Annotated in this window: 20 protein-coding genes; 10 read left to right on the top strand and 10 right to left on the bottom strand. The window is 63.4% G+C overall.

Annotated elements, in window-relative coordinates; all coding sequences use genetic code 11:
• Nucleotides 1-5 precede the first annotated feature (5 nt).
• From FJ979_RS10775 to FJ979_RS10755, 5 genes are all read right to left on the bottom strand, one after another.
• Nucleotides 6-812, bottom strand: coding sequence for an ABC transporter permease (locus tag FJ979_RS10775; RefSeq protein WP_140580854.1), 807 nt, complete (start codon nt 810-812; stop codon nt 6-8).
• A 3-nt stretch (nt 813-815) separates the two neighbouring features.
• Nucleotides 816-1,649 carry an ABC transporter permease gene (locus FJ979_RS10770; RefSeq protein ID WP_140559435.1) on the bottom strand — a complete coding sequence of 278 codons (834 nt, stop codon included), beginning with the start codon at nt 1,647-1,649 and terminating at the stop codon, nt 816-818.
• A 16-nt stretch (nt 1,650-1,665) separates the two neighbouring features.
• Nucleotides 1,666-2,778, bottom strand: a complete 1,113-nt coding sequence (locus FJ979_RS10765; RefSeq protein ID WP_140494711.1) for an ABC transporter substrate-binding protein — start codon at nt 2,776-2,778, stop codon at nt 1,666-1,668.
• A 69-nt stretch (nt 2,779-2,847) separates the two neighbouring features.
• Nucleotides 2,848-3,942: an ABC transporter ATP-binding protein gene (locus tag FJ979_RS10760; RefSeq protein ID WP_140494713.1), complete on the bottom strand. Its 1,095-nt coding sequence runs from the start codon at nt 3,940-3,942 to the stop codon at nt 2,848-2,850.
• A gap of 158 nt (nt 3,943-4,100) precedes the next feature.
• Nucleotides 4,101-4,997 (bottom strand): LysR substrate-binding domain-containing protein, encoded by an 897-nt coding sequence (locus FJ979_RS10755; RefSeq protein WP_140553936.1) that lies wholly within the window; start codon nt 4,995-4,997, stop codon nt 4,101-4,103.
• Nucleotides 4,998-5,072: 75 nt separating this feature from the next.
• On the opposite strand from FJ979_RS10755, the gene FJ979_RS10750 reads away from it, so the two are divergent.
• The 6 genes from FJ979_RS10750 (at nt 5,073) to FJ979_RS10720 (ending at nt 12,749) form a co-directional block, all read left to right on the top strand.
• A complete protein-coding gene (locus tag FJ979_RS10750; protein ID WP_181168499.1) occupies nt 5,073-6,662 on the top strand; it encodes an amidohydrolase in 1,590 nt (529 codons plus the stop codon).
• Between the two features lie 28 nt (nt 6,663-6,690).
• Nucleotides 6,691-7,623, top strand: a complete 933-nt coding sequence (locus FJ979_RS10745) for a dimethylarginine dimethylaminohydrolase family protein (RefSeq protein WP_140580853.1) — start codon at nt 6,691-6,693, stop codon at nt 7,621-7,623.
• A gap of 206 nt (nt 7,624-7,829) precedes the next feature.
• The gene (locus FJ979_RS10740) at nt 7,830-9,983 is read left to right on the top strand and encodes a penicillin-binding protein 1A (RefSeq protein WP_140520727.1); all 2,154 of its coding nucleotides are present in this window, start codon (nt 7,830-7,832) and stop codon (nt 9,981-9,983) included.
• Between the two features lie 133 nt (nt 9,984-10,116).
• Nucleotides 10,117-10,701, top strand: a complete 585-nt coding sequence (locus FJ979_RS10735) for a DUF1214 domain-containing protein (protein ID WP_140517961.1) — start codon at nt 10,117-10,119, stop codon at nt 10,699-10,701.
• Complete coding sequence (locus tag FJ979_RS10730; protein WP_140494730.1) at nt 10,694-11,263, top strand: DUF1254 domain-containing protein; 570 nt, start codon at nt 10,694-10,696, stop codon at nt 11,261-11,263. The genes FJ979_RS10735 and FJ979_RS10730 overlap by 8 nt, the downstream gene beginning before the upstream one ends.
• 454 nt (nt 11,264-11,717) lie before the next feature.
• Nucleotides 11,718-12,749, top strand: coding sequence for a DUF2336 domain-containing protein (locus tag FJ979_RS10720; RefSeq protein WP_140494734.1), 1,032 nt, complete (start codon nt 11,718-11,720; stop codon nt 12,747-12,749).
• Here the strand turns inward: FJ979_RS10720 and FJ979_RS10715 are convergent.
• The 3 genes from FJ979_RS10715 to FJ979_RS10705 all read right to left on the bottom strand — a co-directional run bounded on the left by FJ979_RS10715 (nt 12,727) and on the right by FJ979_RS10705 (nt 15,630).
• Complete coding sequence (locus FJ979_RS10715; RefSeq protein WP_140494737.1) at nt 12,727-13,074, bottom strand: DUF1491 family protein; 348 nt, start codon at nt 13,072-13,074, stop codon at nt 12,727-12,729. The two genes, FJ979_RS10720 and FJ979_RS10715, sit on opposite strands and share 23 nt — an antisense overlap.
• A 71-nt stretch (nt 13,075-13,145) precedes the next feature.
• Nucleotides 13,146-13,910 carry a peptidoglycan-binding protein gene (locus FJ979_RS10710; RefSeq protein ID WP_140520732.1) on the bottom strand — a complete coding sequence of 255 codons (765 nt, stop codon included), beginning with the start codon at nt 13,908-13,910 and terminating at the stop codon, nt 13,146-13,148.
• Entirely contained in the window at nt 13,885-15,630 is a 1,746-nt protein-coding gene (locus FJ979_RS10705; RefSeq protein ID WP_140555855.1) for a PAS domain-containing sensor histidine kinase, read from the bottom strand. The genes FJ979_RS10710 and FJ979_RS10705 overlap by 26 nt, the downstream gene beginning before the upstream one ends.
• Before the next feature lie 339 nt (nt 15,631-15,969).
• Between FJ979_RS10705 and FJ979_RS32490 the strand changes: the two genes are divergently transcribed.
• The 3 genes from FJ979_RS32490 (at nt 15,970) to FJ979_RS10695 (ending at nt 17,038) form a co-directional block, all read left to right on the top strand.
• Nucleotides 15,970-16,140: a hypothetical protein gene (locus FJ979_RS32490; protein ID WP_181168500.1), complete on the top strand. Its 171-nt coding sequence runs from the start codon at nt 15,970-15,972 to the stop codon at nt 16,138-16,140.
• A 23-nt stretch (nt 16,141-16,163) separates the two neighbouring features.
• Nucleotides 16,164-16,511, top strand: a complete 348-nt coding sequence (locus FJ979_RS10700; protein WP_140580848.1) for a DUF5330 domain-containing protein — start codon at nt 16,164-16,166, stop codon at nt 16,509-16,511.
• 98 nt (nt 16,512-16,609) lie between these two features.
• The gene (locus FJ979_RS10695) at nt 16,610-17,038 is read left to right on the top strand and encodes a SufE family protein (RefSeq protein WP_140580974.1); all 429 of its coding nucleotides are present in this window, start codon (nt 16,610-16,612) and stop codon (nt 17,036-17,038) included.
• Nucleotides 17,039-17,225: 187 nt separating this feature from the next.
• Here FJ979_RS10695 and FJ979_RS10690 read toward each other — a convergent pair whose 3' ends face one another.
• The gene (locus FJ979_RS10690) at nt 17,226-17,651 is read right to left on the bottom strand and encodes a MucR family transcriptional regulator (RefSeq protein ID WP_140580846.1); all 426 of its coding nucleotides are present in this window, start codon (nt 17,649-17,651) and stop codon (nt 17,226-17,228) included.
• A gap of 429 nt (nt 17,652-18,080) precedes the next feature.
• Nucleotides 18,081-18,449, bottom strand: a complete 369-nt coding sequence (locus tag FJ979_RS10685) for an SH3 domain-containing protein (protein ID WP_140580971.1) — start codon at nt 18,447-18,449, stop codon at nt 18,081-18,083.
• A gap of 116 nt (nt 18,450-18,565) precedes the next feature.
• Between FJ979_RS10685 and FJ979_RS10680 the strand changes: the two genes are divergently transcribed.
• Nucleotides 18,566-20,680, top strand: coding sequence for a S9 family peptidase (locus FJ979_RS10680; protein WP_140580844.1), 2,115 nt, complete (start codon nt 18,566-18,568; stop codon nt 20,678-20,680).
• Nucleotides 20,681-20,692 lie beyond the last annotated feature (12 nt).

Raw genomic sequence — 20,692 nt, 5'->3', positions numbered from 1 at the left:
CCCGGTCATTGTCCTCCACGCAGCCGCACCACAACGCTGCGCACTGCAAGCACCAGCACGGTGATGACGATCAGGATCACTGAAAGTGCCGCGATCGCCGGGTCGATATTGTCGCGCAGACCCATCCACATCAACCTGGGCAGCGTGATGGCGTTGACCGAGGTGATGAACAGCGTGACGCCGATTTCCTCCCAGGAGAGCACGAAGGACAGCAGTGCCGCGGTGACGATGCCGAATTTGATGTTGGGCATGATGATGCGCGTGGCGCGCTCCCAAACGCTGGCGCCAAGGCCACGCGCTGCGAGGTCGATACGGCGGTCAAGCTGGCTGAGGGAGACCAGGATCAGCACCGTGGCGAAGGGCACCGTCATCACCGAATGCGCCATGGCCACACCCAGCCACGTGTCGTAGCCGAAAAAGGAACTGACGCCGGAGATCGAGGTGAGCAGGAAATAGAGCGTCACCGCCGAGACCACCGGCGGCACCACCATTGGCAACAGCACGAAGCCGACCAGAGCCGCGGTGAAGCGCGGCTGGAACATCCACACGCCAAGGCTGAAGCACAGTGCCAGCACCGTCGAGATAACACTGCTGACGATGCCGATCCTGATCGAGAGCAGGATGGACTGAAGCCAGCGCGGATCCTCGACCAGCGAGCGGTAGTGGCGCAGCGACAACTCGCCCGTTGGCATCGCCAGCATCCGGCTGGGCGTCAGCGAGACCGGGATCACGGCCAGCAGCGGCAGGAGCAGGAACAGCGCCACCATGACGGCGAGGGCAAGCGAGACGGGACCGGGGCGATAGGTCGGCATAGGCTACACCAATTGCTTCGGTCTGACGTAGCGGAAGAGCAGCGCCATCAGGATGCCGACGAACAACACCAGCACCACGCTGATGGCAGCACCCAGCCCCCAGTCCGGGCTCTGGAAGATGCGGAGATAGATCAATTCGGCGATCATGACGCTGCGGCCACCGCCAAGGATCGCCGGCGTAACGAAGAAGCCGAGCGAGAAGACGAAGACGATCAGCGCGGAGCCGATGATGCCGGAGCGCGTCATCGGCACGAACACCGTCCAGAAGGTGCGCATGCGGCTGGAACCCAGCCCGCGCGCGGCGAGCAGCACACGCTCGTCGAGGCTGCGCATGGAAGACGCCAGCGGAAAGACGGCGAAAGGAATGAGGAAGTGCGTCATGCCGACGATGACGCCGAATTCGTTGCGCACCAGCGTCAGCGGTTCGCTAATGAAGCCGATCGACTGCAGCCAGGTGTTGATCAGGCCGCGGTTGGAGAGAAGCGCCACCCAGCCGAAGGCGCGCGTCAGCACCGATATCCAGAACGGCACCAGGATGCAGAATTCGGCCAGCACCCGCTGCGCCGGGCTGCCGCGCACCCAGACCACGGTGATGGCGTAGGCAGCGGCAACCGACACAACGGTGACGATCGCCGCGATGCGCAGCGTGCGGACGAACACCGACTGTACCAGCGGGTCGGTTATCAGCGCGCCGTACTGGCCAAGCCCCGGCGTCGGCAGTGTGAAGCTCCACTTCACCACGCCGAGGAACGGCCAGGCATAGGCGAGGCCAAGGAACAGGAGCAGCGGCGCCATCAGCAGCGCCGCGCCCATCCTATCCGAGAGAACGCCTCTCATGTCAGCCCAGCGCCGGTCAGGCGGAGATGATCTTGGTATATTCGTCCAGCGCCGCCCCGTAATTCTTGGCGTACCAGTCCATGTCGAGCGGGATCTGCTTCTTCATGTTCTCGGGATCGACCGGGTTGATGCGCTTCTTGTCGGCGGGAACCAGAGCGTCGGCAGCCGGGTTGGCCGGGCCCTGACCGAGCTTGTCGAACATGACAAGCTGCTTTGCAGGGTCCTGCGCGCTGGCGATGAACTTCATCGCCGCGTCCTTGCCGCCGGGGTTGTTCTTCAACACGGCCAGTGCGCCGGGCGAAATCAGGCCCTGGTCCCAGATGAACTTGATCTGACCGCCCGAATCCTGCTCGATCAGCGAGGCTCGCGTCGACCAGACGATCGCCATCGAGGCTTCGCCGTTGAGCAACACGCTCTGGCTTTCCGCGCCGCCGCCCCAATAGGCGACGACGTTCTCCTTGAACGCGGCGATCTTGTCATGCGCGCGCTTGAGGTCGAGCGGATAGAGCGACGCCGGCGCGATGCCGTCGGCGAGAAGAGCCGCCTCCCAGCTCGACACGCCCCATTTGTAGAGGGAGCGCTTGCCGGGGAATTTCTTCACGTCGAAGAAATCGGCCATGCCGGTCGGGGCATTGCTGCCGTATTTCTGCGAATCGTAGGCGATCACATAGGAGAAGAAATAGGTCGAGGCGGCGTAATCCCAGCCGAAACCCGGCCGCATCTTCTTCTTGTCGACTATTGTGTAGTCGATCGGCTCGAGCATGCCTTGCGCGCCAAGCGTGATGGCCGAGAACGGGTCGACGTCGACAAGATCCCAGGTCGGCGCACCGCTTTTAAATTGTGCCGCGATGGCCCCTTCGGTCGGGCCGGAGCCATCCATCTTGACGGTGATGCCGGTGTCCTTGGTGAAAGCCTGGCCATAGGCGGCGTCGTAAGCCGTGATGGCGTCGCCGCCCCAGTTGACCAGCACCAGTTCCTTCGCGGCGGCGAAGGACTTGGTCGAGCGCAGCAGCAGCGGCGTGCCGGCAAGCACGAGGCCTGCAAGTTGCGTGAATTGCCGGCGCGAGATCTCACCGCGCCTTGTCCTTTCGGAGAGCGTTTCGATGGCCTGTTTCTTGGTATCGTTCATGTTAGTTCCCCTTTGTTTTCGTTGATCGAATCCGGAATCCGGTGCGGCGAATTCAGGCCGCGCCGGTGCTCATTGCCCTCCGTCCGGAAGGAGGAAACCCTTTTCCGCCGGCCAGGTCAGCCAGACGGAATTGCCTTTGCTGAGTGCCGCGGCCGCGACCTCGTTCGGCACAGAGACGGTCACCTTCGCACCTTGGCGTGTCGTAAGGTCGAGTTTGGTCGCCGCGCCCAGATAGGTCGATCCGATCGCGGTGGCAGCTATGCCGTTCTCGCCTGCCGCCGCCTCGCGCGCTATCGACATATGTTCTGGCCGGATCGCCAGGATGGCATTGCCATCCACTGCTTCGGCGTTGCCGCGCAGCTTGATTGCCCGGTCTTCGCAGAGCGCGGTCGCGCCATGGTCGGCGACGCGCACGCCCTTCAGCGGCAGCATATTGATCTCGCCCAGGAACTCGGCGACGAAGCGGTTGGCGGGCCGGTCATAGACCTCGTCAGGCGCTCCGACCTGCAACAATTTGCCATGGTTGAAGATGGCGACACGCGAGGACAGCGCCAGCGCCTCGCTCTGGTCGTGGGTGACGAAGACGAAGGTGGTGCCGGTCTCCTGGTGCAGACGTTTCATCTCGGCCTGCATCTGGCCGCGCAGGCTCTTGTCCAGCGCCGAGAACGGCTCGTCGAGCAAAAGCACGCCCGGCTCGAACACCAGCGCGCGGGCCAGCGCCACGCGTTGTTGCTGGCCGCCGGAAAGCTGCGCCGGCAGCTTCTTCTCGTGGCCGAGCAGACCGACGCGCTCTATCATCTCGCCGACGCTACGCTTGATCTCGGCGGCAGATTTCTTGCGAACCTTGAGGGGAAAGGCGATGTTTTGCTCGACGCTCATATGCGGGAAGAGCGCATAGCCCTGGAACACCATGCCGGCGGCGCGCTGTTCGGCCGGCCGGTCGGTAATATCGACGCCGTCGCTGAACAGGCGGCCCTCGCTGGGCTGCAGGAAGCCGGCCAGGATCATCAGGAAGGTGGTCTTGCCGGAGCCGGAGGGGCCGAGCAGCGTCAAAAACTCGCCGCGGCCGATATTGAGCGTCAGATTGTCCAGCGCACGGAACGAGCCGAAGCTCTTGCCGATCCCGTTCGCCTTGATCTCTGCGGCCCGGCCGGGTTGCTGCATCCTGCCTCTTCCTTGGTGGCTGGGGAAATCGTAGGCAGCGCGAAGGCTCACCGCAACCGAATAGTTTTCGCCTGATCGGCAAATTTGATTCATCTATGGCGAATGCCGGCGACGCTGGAGCCGCGAAATTCACCTCTCCTGGGGGAGATCAGTTGATCTCAATATGTCCGCAACCTGTTCTCCGATAGCTTCGACCTCAACCATCCCCCAAACGCCTCCAGCACAGGGTGACCCGCCTTGGCGTGCTCGGAAACCAGGAAATAGGAACGCGGCGACGGGATCGAGGTCTCGAACGGCTTGACCAGCCGGCCCTCACTCAGCGCCCGGCGGCTGGTCAGCTCGTCCCCCATGGCGATGCCCTGGCCGGCAATCGCCGCCGAGAAAACGAGGTTCATGTCGGAAAAGAAGATGCCGCCCTCGGTGTCGGGGTTCTCGACCTTGGCCAGCGCCAGCCAGCGCGCCCAGTCCTCCGTATCGCCAAGATGCAGCAGGTTGGCGCGCAGGACGTCGGCGGGCTTGGAAAAGCCGCCCACTTTGTTGAGTAGCGTCGGGCTGCAGAGCGGCGTGAACGAGATTTCGCACAGCAGTTCCACCACGCGGTTCGGCCAGTTGCCGACGCCAAAGGCAATGAAGGCGTCGGCGTCCGGATTGCTGACGTCGTCGAGCCGCCGGGGCGTCAGTATGCTCAGCGCCACGTCCGGATACATCTGCCGGAACTCGCCGATATGGGTGCACAAGAACAGCGAGGCGAAGCCTGGTGTGCATGAGACTGCGAAGGAGCCGCCGACCCCGGTGCCGGCGTTTTGCGCCACCGCGTCGCCGAGCACGGTCAGCGCCTTGCGCACGTCCGCGGCATAGCGCTGGCCGCGCGGCGTCAGCGCCACGCCCTTGCCGATGCGCTCCAGCAGATCGAAGCCGAGGTCGCGTTCGAGCAAGCGCAATTGATGGCTGACCGCACTGCGGGTGAGGTGCAATTCGTCGGCGGCGCGCCAGACGCTGCCATGACGGGCGAAACTGTCGAGGGCGCGCAGCGCCTGCGTCGATGGAATTCTCAAGAGGTGAACCGAATTTGCACGAACCGGGAAAACATATCACTTTTTGGCGAGCCGCTTCACTGCTTTCTTTGGCGCATGGAAAAACCGGTGACGACATCGGCGCAAGAAACCGCTCTTGCCTGCCTCGACGGCATCCAGCCGCTGCTGTCGGCCTGGACGCGCACCATCTTCGACTTCGGCGAGACTGCCTGGCGCGAGTACCAGTCGGCAGACTGGTATGTCGATCGGCTGAAGCGCGAGGGGTTTGCGGTCGAGGAAGGCTCCGCGGGCATGCCGACGGCCTTCTGCGCCCACTGGACCAATGGGGACGGTCCGACCATCGGCATGTATGCCGAATATGACGCCGTGCCCGGCAACTGCCAGGACGCTGCCACGGTGAGGCGGCCACGCCTCGGGCTCGGTTCCGAAGCCGGCGGCCATACCGATCCACACTCGGGCCTGGGCATGGCCAGCCTGGGCGGTCTGCTCGCCACCAAGGCCGCCATGCAGCGCCACGGCATTGCAGGCACGCTGCGCTTCACCGGCGAGCCGGCGGAGAAGGTGCGCGGCTCGAAACCGATCCATGCAGCCAAAGGCTATTATGACGGCCTAGCCGGCATGATCTCCTTCCATCCCTTCTACATGCTGCCGCTCTGCAACACTGCGCGCTGGGACACCCATTGCGGCGCTGCCTACGCGATGATCTATCGCTTCATCTGCGATGAGCCCGAGAATTGGGCACGCGCCGCCGGCGACGGCGCCCCGATCCCGCAAGCACATTCGGCGGTTCGCGCGCCCGGCGCCAACGACGCGCTGATGACGATGTACATAGCCTCCAAGGCGCTGCGCGATTCCATGCTGCCGCACCAGGGCGGCTGGTCGATCAGCGAGGCGATCCTGACGGCGGGCCAGGCCACCGCCGACAATCTGCCGGCAGGCCTTGCCGAGATCCAGTACATGATCCGTGTTCCGACCATCGCCATGGCCGAGCAGGTCACCGCCGTGCTCGACCGAAACGCCTCGGCCGCCGCCGCGATCAGCGGCTGCCGCTACGAACGGCACTGGGTTTCGAAGTCGCGGCCGGGGCTGGCCAATCATGCCATGGCCGGGATCGCCTATGAGGCGTTGGCGAGCGTCGGCCCGCCCCGCTGGGACGAGGCGGCGAAGAAGATCGCCCGCGAGATCCAGGTCAATGCCGGTGGGGTGGCGAGCGAAAACCCCTTCATCGACGAGCTGGAGCGGCTGATTGCACCACAGGAGGCAGAGGCGATCCTGCGCCGCGACCTGCCGCCGTCGCAGGTGAACTCGACCTCGGACGACTACACCGACATGAGCTGGCACGCGCCGACGGCGCGTTTCTATGTCGCCCGCCCTGCCCTGCGTTCGGCAAACGGTCATGTTTTTCCAGCTTGGGCGATGAACGCGCTGGGTGGCATCCCGGCGACCATCGACCCGATGGTCATCTGCGCGGCGAAGACCGTCGCGCTATCCGCCCTTCGCCTGCTGGAAGACAAGGCCGCGCGCGACATGGCGATGGACGAGTTCGTCACCCGAACCGGCGGCGGCATTGGCGGTTCGACCTGGATCGCGCCGCTCTGCGACTACGATCCGCCCATCAACTTCCGCTGGCCGGAATATGTCACCACGCCGCGCGGCCGCGACTGGTGGATACCAAGCAAGCTATGACCGCAAACGCCCATACGAGGAGAACCGCATGACCGTTCATGACCGCATCATCGCCGAGCCGTTTTCGCTGCAGCGCCGCAACCCGGCCGGCGGCACCAAGCCGCTGACATCGTGGGGTTTCGCCAACGAGACCGACGTCTTGACCGACGTGCTGCTCGGCTCGCCCAATTTCCTGCGCCATCTCTCGACCAGTTCGCTGTCGCGGAAACACCTGCGCGAGGCACCCTGCAACGTGCAGATCGCGCAGGCGCAACACAAGGATCTGGTCGCGGCCTACGAGCATTTCGGCGTCAACATCCACTGGCACGAGCCGACGCCGGAGCTGCCGATGCAGGTCTACTCCCGCGATTCCAGCGTAATGACGCCCTACGGCGCCATCATCACCGCCATGGCCAATTGGTGGCGGCGCGGCGAGAATTATGCCGCCATTCGCACCTATGAAAAACTTGGCATCCCGATCTATGACATGGTCACCGCAGGCACCTTCGAGGGCGGCGATTTCAACGTCATCGAGGACGGCGTGGTGCTAATCGGCTGCGGCGGCGCCCGCACGCAGGAAGAAGGCGCCCGGCAGGTGCAGGCCTGGTTCGAAAAAGAGGGCTGGGAAACACGTATCGCCTTCATCGACGAGTACTATGTCCATATCGACCTGATGGTGGTGCCGATCGCCGAAAAACTCACCGCCGTCTGCCTCGCCTGCACCGAGCCGGGGATCGTCGACTGGCTGAAGGGCAAAGGGCACGAGATCATCGACGTGCCGTTCCAGGACACGATGGCGCTCGGTTGCAACTTCATGTCGCTGGGCAAGGACAGGGTGATCGCGCCGACATCCAGCCAGTCGCTGATCGGTCAACTCAAGGCGCGCGGCTTCGAAGTGGCGGCCGTCGACATGAGCGAGATCTCCAAGACCGGCGGCGGCATCCACTGCATGGCGCAGGCGCTGAAGCGCGAGGCGGCCTGAGCCCGGAACGGCAACCCCCATCTTCGCCGGCCTGATCAGCATCAGGGGGGTGAATGGCAGTTTGTAACCGCCCCCATCAACAAACCCCGCAGGTGTGTCCTCGCCACCCTTGTGGGCGTCCGCAAATGGATGAATAGTCAGGGCGGCGTCGCCCTGAAACTGCCCGCTTGGTTTTCAGGCCGTGCTATAGCCGTCCGGGTTTTTGAATGGTCAGTCCTGAACCACGCAAGAGAAGAGGTGCGATCGCCGCCCGGCTGTTGGCGCTCGACGCATGGATTGATTCCTCTCTCTACGAGATCGGGTTCAAGGCGCGCCAGTTCTGGGAGGGCGCGACGATTTTCTCGCGGCGCTTTCGCGTCAACGGCTGGCGCCGTGGCATCGTCGAGTTGTTGAGCGAAGGTTTTACGCTTGGCGCCGGCGGCATCGTCGTCATGCTGGCGCTGGCTATTCCCGCCTTCCAGGACACGGCCGGCGACTGGCGCGCCCAGGGCGACTTCGCCGTTACCTTCCTCGACCGTTATGGCAACGAGATCGGCCAACGCGGCATCATCCAGCGCGATTCCGTGCCGGTCGACGAAATGCCCGATCATGTCATCAAGGCGGTGCTTGCCACCGAGGACCGGCGTTTCTTCGACCATTACGGCATCGACGTTCTCGGCCTGTCGCGCGCAATCTTCGAAAATGTGCGGGCAAACTCCGTCGTCCAGGGCGGCTCCAGCATCACGCAGCAGCTGGCCAAGAACCTGTTCCTGACCAATGAGCGCACCTTCGAGCGCAAGATCAAGGAAGCCTTCCTGTCGCTGTGGCTCGAAGCCAATCTGTCGAAGAAGGAAATCTTGCAGCTCTATCTCGACCGCGCCTATATGGGCGGCGGCACGTTCGGCATCGAGGCGGCGGCGGACTTCTATTTCGGCAAGAGCGTCAAGGACCTCAATCTCGCCGAGGCGGCGATGCTTGCAGGCCTGTTCAAGGCGCCGACCAAATACGCGCCGCACATCAACCTGCCGGCGGCGCGCGCGCGCGCCAATGTGGTGCTGTCCAATCTCGTCGATTCCGGCTTCATGACCGAGGGCCAGGTGCTGCAGGCAAGGCTGCATCCGGCCGATGTCGTCGACCGCGGCGAACAGAAGAGCCCCGACTATTTCCTCGACTGGGCCTTCGACGAGGTTAAGAAGATCGCCAAGCCCGGGCAGCACTCGCTGGTGGCGCACACCACCTTCGACGCCAACATCCAGAAGGCGGCAGAAGAGTCGGTGGAGTTCCACCTGCGCCAGTTCGGCAAGGAGTACAACGTCACCGAAGGGGCCGTGGTGGTCATCGAGACCAACGGCGCGGTGCGCGCGATCGTCGGCGGCCGCGACTATGGCGCCAGCCAGTTCAACCGCGCCACCAAGGCGCTGCGCCAGACCGGTTCCTCCTTCAAGCCCTATGTCTATGCAACGGCTATGGAGCACGGCTTTACGCCGAATTCGATCGTATCAGGCGGGCCGATCAGCTGGGGCAGCTGGTCGCCGCACAATTACGGCGGCGAGTCGGCGGGCAAGGTTCCGCTCATCGTGGCCATGGCCAAGTCGATCAATACCGTGCCCGTGCGGCTTGCCAAGGATTATCTCGGTATCGGGCCGATCAAGGCGATGGCGGAATCGTTCGGCGTGGAATCGCCGCTCGAAGCGCACAAGACCATGGTGCTCGGCACCTCGGGCATGACAGTGATGGACCAGGCGACGGGCTACAGCGTGTTCGCGCAGAACGGCTTTGTCGGCTCCAGGCATGGGATCACGCAGCTCGTCACCCGCACCGGCGAGGTGGTCTACGATTTCGCCAAGGATGCGCCGCCGCCGCATCGCGTGCTGTCCGAGCAGGCGCTGAAATCGATGAACACCATGCTTGTCGCGGTACCGGCGATGGGTACCGCCAGGCGCGCGCAGATACCCAACATCGTCGTCGCCGGCAAGACCGGCACGACGCAATCCTACCGCGATGCCTGGTTCGTCGGCTTCACCGGCAACTACACGGCGGCCGTCTGGCTGGGCAACGACGATTTCACGCCGACCAAGAACATGACAGGCGGCTCGCTGCCGGCGATGGTGTGGCAGCGGCTCATGGTCTATGCGCATCAGAACATCGACCTCAAGCCTATCCCCGGCATCGACAAGCCCTTCGTCGACGAGGAGATCGCGGCCAAGGCCGCGGAAGCGCAGAAGAAGAGCGAGGAACAGGCAGCGGCCGATGCCGCCGCCGAACGGCCGCCGGTGCTGTCCAGCCGGACGACACAGACGCTCAGGGACATGACCCACCTGTTCGAAACGGCGCGCAGGCTCGGTGCATCGGCTCCGCCCGAAACGCTGTCGGCGCTGTGATCGCGGCGCCTCTTCCCTTCTGCCTTCGGGAAGATGGAAAAGCCACACCTTGCGAATCCGCGTCCTGCGGCTTGCCACACGACCCCGCGCCGCGATATCCCCGAGCGGCAATTCTTCATGCGCCCGGCCTTTCATGCTCAAGAACGCCTTCCTGACGCTGCTTTCGCTTGCCATAGCCATCGGCGGCGGCGGCGCCAGCGTCTGGTATGCGCTGAAAATGCAGGACGGCGTCGGGGCGATCAGGATCGGCCAGTGGACCGCCTTTCCCGATATCGGCACACCCGCAGCCGACCCCTATTCCAAGGCCCGCGTGGCGCGCGAGGGCGTGCTCGCGCTCGGCCGCGCCGAAGGGCTGTCCTTTGTCGCCGAGGACGACGCAGCTGGCGGAGAACTCAGGCGCGAATGTACCTACACGATCGAAGGCGGATTTCCGACCGCCCGATTCTGGACCCTCTATGCCGCCGACCAATCGCTCAGCGTGGTCGAGACCGGCAAATCGCGGGTTGCCGCGCTTCAATCCTATGGCGTGCTGCGCCAATCCGACAATTCGGTGCTCATTTCCGTCGGCCATCACCCGATGCCCGGCAATTGGCTGCTGACCGACGGTTCCGGCAGGATGTATTTCGTTTTGACATTCTACGACACGCCGATCGCCAGCAGCACCGGCCTGTCGGATGTGTCGCTGCCCAAGATCACCAAGGTCAGCTGCGATGCGTAGTGTCTATGCCGCGACGCGCAGACTTCTACATGCCGTCCTGCTCGGCCTCGTCGGCGCCGGCATCGTGCATATCGTCGTGCTGCTTCTGGTGCCTGAATTCTCGGAACGCGATGCCTGGTCACGGCTGTCGATGGCGTCGGATCTCTACCGGATGACCCGGCTCGATGCCGAGGCGGGCGGCGCGCCGGTGGTGAAATCGGTCGACCCGCTGTTTTATGCGACGGCTTGCCGGTTCGACCTCGATGAGGGAATGGTGAGGATCAGGGCGCCGGGCAATGTGCCCTTCTGGTCGGTGTCTGTCTATGACCGCAACGGCCACAACATCTATTCATTCAACGACCACACGGCGACCGGGGGCAAGCTGGATGCCGTGGTGCTGACGCCGGCGCAGATGATCGACATGCGCAGGGACCTTCCCGAGGAGCTTCAGGGAGCGATCTTCGTCGAAGCGCCGATCGACGAGGGCATATTCGTCATCCGCAGCTTCGTGCCGGACGACAGCTGGAAGTCGATCGTGTCGCGCTTTCTGGAGCAGAGTTCGTGCGAGCTGCAAGACTTTTAGACCGCGGCCCGGACAGTCCGCATCACAACAATCAAGGGCGGTGCCGCAGGGATGATTCCCGCCTCGGCCTCAAGAACGTTCAGTGGTGCGGCACTGGCGTGCGTGGCGATCCCGGCTTGTCAGGGCCGGCAGGCCGCGCTTCCCCCGCGGCGGACCGCTCATAGCGGATACCGGGAAAGATGATCACCGCCGCCGGTATTTCGGTGGTTTGCTTTGCTCGATTGGTTGGTGCCGTTCTCGGCACGAAAGAGAGTACCATGCCCATGGTTCGCGTATTCCTCTCGGTTGCCCCGGAGCACAACGCAACGCCTCCAAATATCATTAAGGCCGGCAGAGGGTTAACGGAGCGCTAACGGATCCCAGCTAACTTGATCTTTGTTTTTGGCAATCGCGAAACCGACACGGTTCCGGTCGAGCATGGTCAGGCGTGTATAGAGTATCGGGCGTATCCCTCGTGTCATCTTCGGACTTCAGGCAAATCGCGGTAGGGACGGAATCGGGAAAGGCCGAAAGGCTGTTCCGCGCAGCGGTGTCTGCGTTCTGCTCGCTTACGCGGCCGTCCCGCCGGGAGATCGGCCAGCTCGAAGATCTGACGCTGCCGCTGTTCGACAACGTGTCCGTCGAATCGCGCCGCTACGTGGCGGCGGCCCTCTCTGAATGCGAATATGCTCCGGCCGGGCTGGTGCGGCGCCTGTGCGAGGAGCCGGTAGACATCGCCGCCCCCTTGCTCATCCGCTCGCGCGCAGTCAGTGACATCGACCTCATTGCGCTGATCGGCCGGCACGGGCTGCCGCATGCGCGCGCGATCGCGCGCCGCAAGAACCTTAATCCGACCATCGCCGATCTGATCAGGGCGCTGGAAAGGCCGACGCTGGTGCGGGTACGCGATCCGGAAGCGGAAGCCTCCCCGGCACAAACCGCTCCCTTGAAGGCGCCGGCCGCCGACAGCGCGACAAGGCAGCAGACGCCGGGCGTTGGTGCCGAAAATGCGCGGCACAGGCTGCGCTCCATGATGCGGGCCGGCGAGGAGGCGCAGGCGGCGCAGGTCGATCCGTTCACCGGAGCCGACACCTATGCCAAATTGCGCGAGACGGCGCTGACCGGAAACGCCGCCTTCTTCCAGACCGCGCTCGCCGATGCGCTCGATATCGATTTCTCGACGGCCAGGTTGCTGACGGCGAACCAGAATTACATGCCGCTGCTGACGGCGCTGCGCTCGCTCGACCTCAGCGAGGACCGGGCATTCCTGATCACGGTTGCCGTCTACTCCCGCGAGTTTCCGCATCCGCAGGCGATCCGCACCTTCCTCGATCGCTACCGGCTCCTGCACCGCGACGCGGCGCTGGACAAGGTGCGGGAATGGAAGGCCGTGACCCTGTCCGATGTGGTTCGCGACGCCGCCCCCACCAACAGCGCCAGCCGCGAGGCGTCGAACAGTGACGATGCAGCGGCCTTCCCTGGCCTCAGGACATCTTCACGGAAATAAGCTCCTCGACAGGAACAGCGCCGGCCTCGATCTCAACCACCCAGATGTCGGGATCGAATTTCTTCTCGCGTTCCAGCCTGGCGTCCAGCACCGAAGCATCGGCGGCGGTGGCGAGAAGGCTAAAGAAACGGTCGTCGGGCTTGGCCGAATCGTAGCTCGTCTGTGGCGCCGGCCCATAGAGAGCGATTTCACCAAGCCGGCTCCGCGTCAGAACGAACACGGCGCCGGCTTCGGTCGCGCCGCGCTTGACCACGGCGGCAAATCCGCCCGCGCCGAAAACCCGACGCAACAGGGCCGATACCCACAGATCCGTGGTCACGCGCATGAGAAAAGTCCGGACAGCATGCGGGCTATCTATCGGTATTTACACCGCTGGGCGAGCCGTTGTTTGCGCCGTCAGTTGGTCAGGCCGATCTCGCGCATTTTGACATAGACCAGTTCGTCGGGCTCGCCGGTCTGCGGCAGGCCGAACAGCGACTGGAATTCCTTGATGGCCGCCTTGGTACGGGCGCCGACGACGCCGTCGAGCTGCATGTCGTCATTGCCGAAGGCCTTGAGCCCGGCCTGTATCTTGACAATGCGAGGATCCGGCGCTTGGGAAGCCGTATCGGTCTGCAGCGACACTGGAACCGCCTGCGACACTTCGGGACGCGGTTGCGGTTTCGGCACGGCGGCGGTTTTCGGGGTCGCGCCCAGCTGATCGAGCAGCAGCGCGTCGATCTCGCCGGACGTGTTGAGCCCAACCTTCTGCTGATAGGCCTGGATCGCCTTGCGCGTGTTGGGTCCGGAAATGCCGTCGACCGTGCCGGCGTAGAAATCGAGATCCTTCAATATGCCCTGCACCTGCTCCACCACCGGATCGCCCTTGACCGGCGCCGGCGCGGTACCTGGCCGCACGATGTTGAAGGTGGTCTCCGGCTCATCAGCGGCCGCGTGCGGAACGCCCTGCATGCTGCGGGTCGCGAAGAAGGCGCCGGCATGCGGAAAAGGCTGGTACCACAGCGCATTCGCCGAAACGTAGAACAGCGTCACCAGGAATGCCGTCGACCCTCCCGCCAGGACGGGATTGCGCGAAATCATGCCGCCGATGGCGACGGCTCCGTCCTGGAAGGCGTTGCTGCGGCGCTTGGCCGCCTTAGGCTGTTTTGCGGAGCGCGCCATTTCCGTCCCCTTTCGCCCTGGCCAGCGGCATCGTCAGCACCCCGGCCTTGTCCGCCGGCCGCCCTTTCGGCCCGTTCACCGGCAGGCTGATGGTGACCGTGGTGCCCTCGCCCGGCATGCTTTCGATCGACATGGTGCCTTCGTGCAGCGCCACCAGTCCCTTGACCAGCGACAGGCCAAGGCCGGTCCCCTCGAAACGACGGGTATAGTCGTTCTGGATCTGCATGAACGGCTTGCCGAGATTGGCGAAATCTTCCTCGGCGATGCCGATGCCGGTGTCCCGCACCCAGAAATGCAGGCGCGAACCGATCCGCTTGGCGCCGACGACGACATCGCCGCCATCGGGCGTGAACTTGATCGCATTCGAGACGAGATTGATGAGGATCTGCTGCACGGCGCGCCGGTCGGCGTTGATTTCGCCGGCGTCCGGCGCGATCTGCGCCTTGAGATCGATGTTCTTGGCCTGCGCCTGGAGCCGCATCATCTGCTGACACATGTCGACGGCTTCCATGAAGCGGAATGGCTCCGGTTCGGTCGCATAGACGCCCGATTCGATCCGCGACACGTCGAGAATGGAGGTTACGACGGCAAGCAGATGCTGGCCGGAATCGCGCACCAGACCGACATATTCCTTCTGCCGTGGATCCTTGAAGGCGCCGAACATCTCGTGCAGCAGCATGTCGGAGAATCCGATGATGGCATTGAGCGGCGTGCGCAGTTCGTGGCTCACCACCGCCAGGAAGCGCCCTTTCGCCACTTCGGCGGCGGCGGCCGCGTCATTGGCGGCGCCGAGGTCTTCGCGCAACCGGGCGACCTCGTCGTTCTCGCGCAGCACAAGCGTGAAAACGTCGCCCTGCTCCTGAGCGCGCATCAGTTCGAGCGAAAACGGCCGATAGTTGTCTGCCGGGCCATTGCCATTCTGTCCATTGCCGTCCTGCGGCAGCCTGACGCGCAACTCCAGCCTGCGCGACAGCGCCCCGTCTCGCATGTCGGCCAAGGCACTGAGATAGGAGACGCGATCCGAGAGATGCACGCGATCGAAAAGCCCGGTTCCGCAAAGCAGTTGCGGGGGCAGTTTCAACAGCGTACGCGCCTTTGCCGAGGCATCGATAACCTCGCCATGGCGGGCGACGCGCAGGACCACCGCGTCGATCATGTCTTCCAGACGATCGCCGGTGTCCCCTACGTCGGCCGCAGCCGCCGTGTTGCGAACCGCCGATATACGCGGCACCAGCGTCAGCGCCCAGGCCAATGGCAGCAGCCAGTGCCACGCGGCGATCGGCACCGCGGCGTGCGGGAGGACGGTTGCCGTCACAGGCTGCAACAGAATGGCGACGACGGCGCAGACGGCTCCCCACAGCGCCGCGCGGCGCGAGGCGCCGATCCACCAGGCTTCGAACGGCAGCGCCACGAAAAGCATCGCGACCGGAGAGCTCAGCCCGCCGGCAGCGGCAACAAGACCGGCGAGCGCAAGTCCCGCGATCGCCAGCGCGGCCCGGCCGGCCAGATCCATCCTGCCGGTCGCGGCCACCAGCAAGGCGATGAACCAGCAAAGACCAAAGGCCGCGAAGATGGCGGCCACGGTGACGGCTGCGCCCATGCCTGACGTGACGAGCGTGACGGCGGCACCGGCGGCAAAGAACGGAGCGGCCAGCATGGCGCCGATAAAGCGACGCTGACGCTCGCGGTCGTCCAGCCCAAGAATGGAGGGATGGACCATACGTTCACAACCGGCGGCCATTGCCCCAGGCAATTCAACGTATCTGGCCTTGATCGGCATCAACTCAACGCACCCGCACTCGTCGTGAACAGCTCTGCTTTTGCAGATCGTTTTGATTGACTCTGAAACTCGCACCCAGCCTTTAAAGAATGGATAAGGCAGGGCCGACCCAAGGCCCGGCCCACGGCGAATATCGGGATGGGAGCGCCCGAAAAGGCGGGCAAATGCCACCATAGTAAACGGAGGGTTATCCGCAGGGGCCGCCCGAAGCCTGGCCAGCCGCAGCGCACCGACCGCCTGATTTTGTGGAAAACGCAATAGAAACAAAGGAATATATGGATGATGGATGATAAGAAAAATGGTTCCAATCTGAGACAAATCGACAGCAAAACGCTTCGTTTCGAATTTGCCTCAAATTTGAAGAAAATTCTCGGCCAACCCGCAAGCCGTCCTTTGCGCCTTTGTGCCAATATCCCGCCCACAAAAGAGGTCATGCTCATGGATGCATGATCCGGTCACGACAAGAGGCGAGCATGTTCTTCCTGATGAGAATGGCTTTCTGGTTTTCGCTGGTGCTGCTGGCACTGCCGCTGGGCGTCGGTTCCGAGCCGGGTCAAGAAAGCGTAGGCCCGATCCAGGCTTTGTTCGCGGCCCGCGACGCGGTCGGCGACATCGCCGGCATTTGCGAACGCAAGCCCGATGTCTGTGAGACCGGCAAGTCGGCAATGCACACCATCACCGCAAGGGCCAAGGAGACAGCCAAGATCGCGGCCGCCATGCTGGACGACAAGTCCGCCGGCCCCGACATCTCCACAATGACCGGCAGCGTTCCCGAAGAAGTCGTCTTGCCCGAGACAGTCAACCTGCCGGTAAAGAATTAAGCCGTTTCGACGGCGCACCGCGGGCAGTCTGCCTCTCGACGCCCGCGGTGTCCTTGTTTTTCCGTGACGCGGCGACGGTGGATGACTATATCCCTGTCATGACGACCACGATCCAGACGATCCGCGACGACTTCTCATTCCTTGACGAATGGGAGGACCGCTATCGTTATGTCATCGAACTCGGCGAGGCGCTGCCGCCATTCCCGGATGAGGAACGCACCGCCGCCAACAAGGTGCCGGGCTGCGTCAGCCAGGTCTGGCTGACCACCGAACGGGGACCGGGCGGCGATCCGGTCATCACCTTCAGGGGCGATTCGGACGCCCATATCGTACGCGGGCTGGTGGCGATCATGCTGGCGCTGTTCTCCGGCAAGACCGCCAGCGAAATCCAGAAGACCGATGCGGAAGCGACGCTGAAGGCGCTCGGCCTGGACGAGCACCTGTCGCCGCAGCGCGCCAACGGCCTTCGCTCGATGGTCAAGCGCATCAGGCGCGATGCAGAGGCCGCACTCGAGCAGACGGCCTGATATCGCCTCCGCGACCAGCCGATCGCATCATACCGCGCACTGGTACCAGCGCTGTCCTCGGCCCACCGGCAAAGTAAAACGGCGCCCGAAGGCGCCGATATCGATCCGGTTGAACTGTCCGTCCGGCTCTATCTATCGTTTGAGCCGCATTCTGCGATGCCAAGTGCACTCACCTGGCAGCAAATGCTTAGCGGGCCTTGCGCTTGCGGCCGAGGCCCATCTTCTTGGCGAGCTGGGAGCGGGCGGCCGCGTAGTTCGGGGCAACCATCGGATAGCTCGGGTCGAGGTTCCACTTTTCGCGATACTGATCCGGCGTCAGATCATAGTGGGTCATCAGGTGACGCTTGAGCGACTTGAACTTTTTGCCGTCTTCAAGGCAAACGATGTAGTCGTCATGAACCGAGCGCTTCGGGTTCACTGCCGGCTTCTGCTTGTCGGCGGGCGGCTGTTCGGCGGTTCCGCCCACACGCCCGAGAGCAGCATGGACATCGCAGATGAGGTTCGGCAGTTCGCCGACCGGCACGGGATTGTTGCTGACATAGGCGGCCACCACGTCGGCGGTCAGCTCGATCAGCGCGTCGCTGTTTCTGGAAGGTGTTTCGACAATATCCATGGTCTTCAGGCCCCAACGAGAGTTAGTTTAGTGCGCCCTTTTTTACAGGCAAGGCATTGCACGAATTTTGTGCAGACAGAGCTTCTGCGATTCGTGTCGCGGGGGCATCAATGAACCTACCTAGCAAGTAAGTCAATTCGATCCTTGCACTATATTGAACGATGTTGATCAAATATTTCCGGATCAGCTTCAATCTTTCGTGCACGATGTAATTTTTGGATATTTCGCAGGCGAAACCAGCGGCCTGTGACGCAGCGTTAGCTAACCGTTACATTCGCGCTAACTCACAAAGCATCTCCGAGTGCTTTGCTTTGCTTGGCGATCGCGCCGGCAATCTTGGTTGCTCACCCCCTTTCGCAAAACCAGAGGTTGCCCCACCTCGGCCATTGCCGGCCCTCACGCGTCGTGCAGTCGACCAGATCGGATCACTCAATACGGGGCGATGTATTTGCCATAGGCCCACCCGGTGACGAAACCGCCGTTCTTGGCCGGATCATGCCAGACTTCGCACCAGCGATAGCGAACCGCCTGCTGCTGCTTCCATGGCGGCTGATTGGCGATGTCGAGCAGGTTCGTCCCGCCGGTGCATCGTCCGGTCATCTGCAAAACGGTGCCGATCGGATATGCGGCCTGTTTCTGGGACGTGCCCGAGGGATATTTGCGCACGTTGAGCGTGTCGCCGAACGGCACGTTGGCCACTTGCCAAGCGGCGAATACGGTCGCATGAGATTGGCCGGCGATGGCCATAGTTGCGGAAACGACGGCGAGAGCCGCGACGGTGCGAGCATAGATATTCATCATTTCTCCTCCCGGCCCACTTTCTGGAGCCCGGCGCAGCAATAAGGCCCGGCTCTTGAACCCACGCTGATCGGCGTGTTCATTGGCCATTCAGGACATTTCCAAAGCGAGACGCAATGACCAAAACTTCTGCATTCCCGGATGTCACCCCGCCAACGCCCGAGAAGCGGCCGGTTTTCGACACGCATCACGGTATCACGCGAACGGACGACTATGCCTGGCTGCGGGCCGACAATTGGCAGGAGATGTTCAGGGACCCCGCATTGCTCGATGCGGGCATCCGCGCCCATCTCGAGGCCGAGAACGCCTACCAGTCGAAGCTGATGGCCGACACGGCCGATTTGCGGAAGCGGCTGTTCAAGGAGATGAAGGGTCGCATCAAGGAGGACGATTCTTCCGTGCCGATGAAGGACGGACCCTACGCGTATGGCTCCTCCTTCAAACTCGGCGGCGAGCAGCCGCGCTATTTCCGCATGCCGCGGGACGGCGGCGCGCAGCATATCCTGCTCGACGGCGATGCCGAGGCCGAAGGCAAGGCCTATTTCCGGCTTGGCGGCGTCGATCATTCGGCCGACCATGGCAAGCTTTTATGGGCGTTCGACGACAAGGGCTCCGAATTCTATACGCTTCGGGTGCGCGACCTCTCCGACGGCAAGGAACTCGCGGACACGGTTCCAGACACCGGCGGTTCGGGGGTGTGGAACGCCGCCAATGACGGGTTTTTCTACACCCGGCTCGACCCCAACCACCGTCCCTCCAAGGTGCTGTTCCATGCGCTTGGGCAGGATCCGGCAAGCGACCGGCTGATCTATGAGGAAAATGATCCCGGCTTTTTCATGAATGTCGGCGGCACGCGCTCCAATGAATGGATCATGGTTGCCATCAACGACCACGAGACATCGGAATACCGGCTGCTGAGCGCGGGCGAGCCGTTTGGCGAGCCGAAGCTGGTGGCGGCGCGCGAGACCGGTCTTCAATACGAGATGGAGGAAGGCGGCGACTTTTTCTTCATCCTGACCAACGCCGATGGGGCCAAGGACTTCAAGATCATGACGGCGCCGGCGAGCGATCCGATCCGCGCCAACTGGCAGGAACTGGTTCCGCACGAGGCCGGCCGGCTGATCCTGTCGGTGATCGGCTTCAAGAACCATATGGTCAGGCTGGAGCGCAAGGAGGGCCTGCCGCGCATCGTCGTGCGCGACCGTGCAACCGGCGAGGAACACCTGATCTCCTTCGACGAGGAGGCGTTTTCGCTCGGCCTGTCGGGATCCCTGGAATACGACACCGAGATCATGCGCTTCACCTATTCATCGATGACGACGCCGGCGCAGGTCTTCGACTACAACATGCGCACCCGCGAGCGCGTGTTGCTCAAGACCCAGGAGGTGCCGTCCGGCCACGACCCGGAGCGCTATGTCACGCGTCGGCTGATGGCGCCCGCGGCTGATGGCGAATTGGTGCCGGTCTCGCTCTTGTACCGCCGCGATACCCCGCTGGACGGCTCCGCGCCTTGCCTGCTTTACGGCTACGGTTCCTATGGCATCACAGTGCCGGCGGCCTTCAACACCAACTGGTTCTCGCTGGTCGACCGCGGCTTTGTCTTTGCGATCGCCCACGTCCGCGGCGGCAAGGACAAGGGCTATGGCTGGTACGATGACGGCAAGCGGGCGCACAAGATGAACACTTTCACCGATTTCATCGCCTGTGCACGCCATCTGGTCGCCGAACGCTACACTGTGCATGACCGCATCGTCGCGCAAGGTGGATCCGCCGGCGGCATGCTGATGGGCGCGGTCGCCAACATGGCGCCGGACCGTTTCGGCGGCATCGTTGCCGAGGTGCCTTTCGTCGACGTGCTCACCACCATGCTCGACGCCAGCCTGCCGCTGACCCCGCCGGAGTGGCCTGAATGGGGCAATCCGATCGCGTCGGCGGACGACTACCGGACGATCGCCGCTTACTCGCCCTATGACAATGTCGCCGCGCTCGGCTATCCACCGATCCTGGCGCTAGCCGGTCTCACCGACCCGCGCGTCACCTATTGGGAACCGGCCAAATGGGTGGCGCGGCTGCGCGAGCGCAAGACGGGCGACAATCCGGTCCTGTTCAAGATCAACATGGAATCGGGCCATGCCGGCGCGTCCGGCCGGTTTTCCCGGCTTGAGGAGATCGCCTACACATATTCATTCGCCTTGAAAGTGACAGGCAGGGCAACAGGGCCGCAGGGCTGAAGCGGTCATTGC

It is taken from the genome of Mesorhizobium sp. B1-1-6 (genome assembly GCF_006443035.1).
Taxonomy (GTDB): Bacteria; Pseudomonadota; Alphaproteobacteria; order Rhizobiales; family Rhizobiaceae; genus Mesorhizobium.
Note: the sequence above shows the minus strand (reverse complement) of the source record. Positions and strands in the feature narration are given on the sequence as shown.

Bases quoted from the DNA above. Each gene is read 5' to 3' on its own strand.
- FJ979_RS10775 (WP_140580854.1), bottom strand. From the start codon at position 812: ATGCCGACCTATCGCCCCGGTCCCGTCTCGCTTGCCCTCGCCGTCATG.
- FJ979_RS10770 (WP_140559435.1), bottom strand. From the start codon at position 1,649: ATGAGAGGCGTTCTCTCGGATAGGATGGGCGCGGCGCTGCTGATGGCG.
- FJ979_RS10765 (WP_140494711.1), bottom strand. From the start codon at position 2,778: ATGAACGATACCAAGAAACAGGCCATCGAAACGCTCTCCGAAAGGACA.
- FJ979_RS10760 (WP_140494713.1), bottom strand. From the start codon at position 3,942: ATGCAGCAACCCGGCCGGGCCGCAGAGATCAAGGCGAACGGGATCGGC.
- FJ979_RS10750 (WP_181168499.1), top strand. From the start codon at position 5,073: ATGGAAAAACCGGTGACGACATCGGCGCAAGAAACCGCTCTTGCCTGC.
- FJ979_RS10745 (WP_140580853.1), top strand. From the start codon at position 6,691: ATGACCGTTCATGACCGCATCATCGCCGAGCCGTTTTCGCTGCAGCGC.
- FJ979_RS10740 (WP_140520727.1), top strand. From the start codon at position 7,830: ATGGTCAGTCCTGAACCACGCAAGAGAAGAGGTGCGATCGCCGCCCGG.
- FJ979_RS10735 (WP_140517961.1), top strand. From the start codon at position 10,117: ATGCTCAAGAACGCCTTCCTGACGCTGCTTTCGCTTGCCATAGCCATC.
- FJ979_RS10730 (WP_140494730.1), top strand. From the start codon at position 10,694: ATGCGTAGTGTCTATGCCGCGACGCGCAGACTTCTACATGCCGTCCTG.
- FJ979_RS10715 (WP_140494737.1), bottom strand. From the start codon at position 13,074: ATGCGCGTGACCACGGATCTGTGGGTATCGGCCCTGTTGCGTCGGGTT.
- FJ979_RS10710 (WP_140520732.1), bottom strand. From the start codon at position 13,910: ATGGCGCGCTCCGCAAAACAGCCTAAGGCGGCCAAGCGCCGCAGCAAC.
- FJ979_RS10705 (WP_140555855.1), bottom strand. From the start codon at position 15,630: ATGGTCCATCCCTCCATTCTTGGGCTGGACGACCGCGAGCGTCAGCGT.
- FJ979_RS32490 (WP_181168500.1), top strand. From the start codon at position 15,970: ATGATGGATGATAAGAAAAATGGTTCCAATCTGAGACAAATCGACAGC.
- FJ979_RS10700 (WP_140580848.1), top strand. From the start codon at position 16,164: ATGTTCTTCCTGATGAGAATGGCTTTCTGGTTTTCGCTGGTGCTGCTG.
- FJ979_RS10695 (WP_140580974.1), top strand. From the start codon at position 16,610: ATGACGACCACGATCCAGACGATCCGCGACGACTTCTCATTCCTTGAC.
- FJ979_RS10690 (WP_140580846.1), bottom strand. From the start codon at position 17,651: ATGGATATTGTCGAAACACCTTCCAGAAACAGCGACGCGCTGATCGAG.
- FJ979_RS10685 (WP_140580971.1), bottom strand. From the start codon at position 18,449: ATGAATATCTATGCTCGCACCGTCGCGGCTCTCGCCGTCGTTTCCGCA.
- FJ979_RS10680 (WP_140580844.1), top strand. From the start codon at position 18,566: ATGACCAAAACTTCTGCATTCCCGGATGTCACCCCGCCAACGCCCGAG.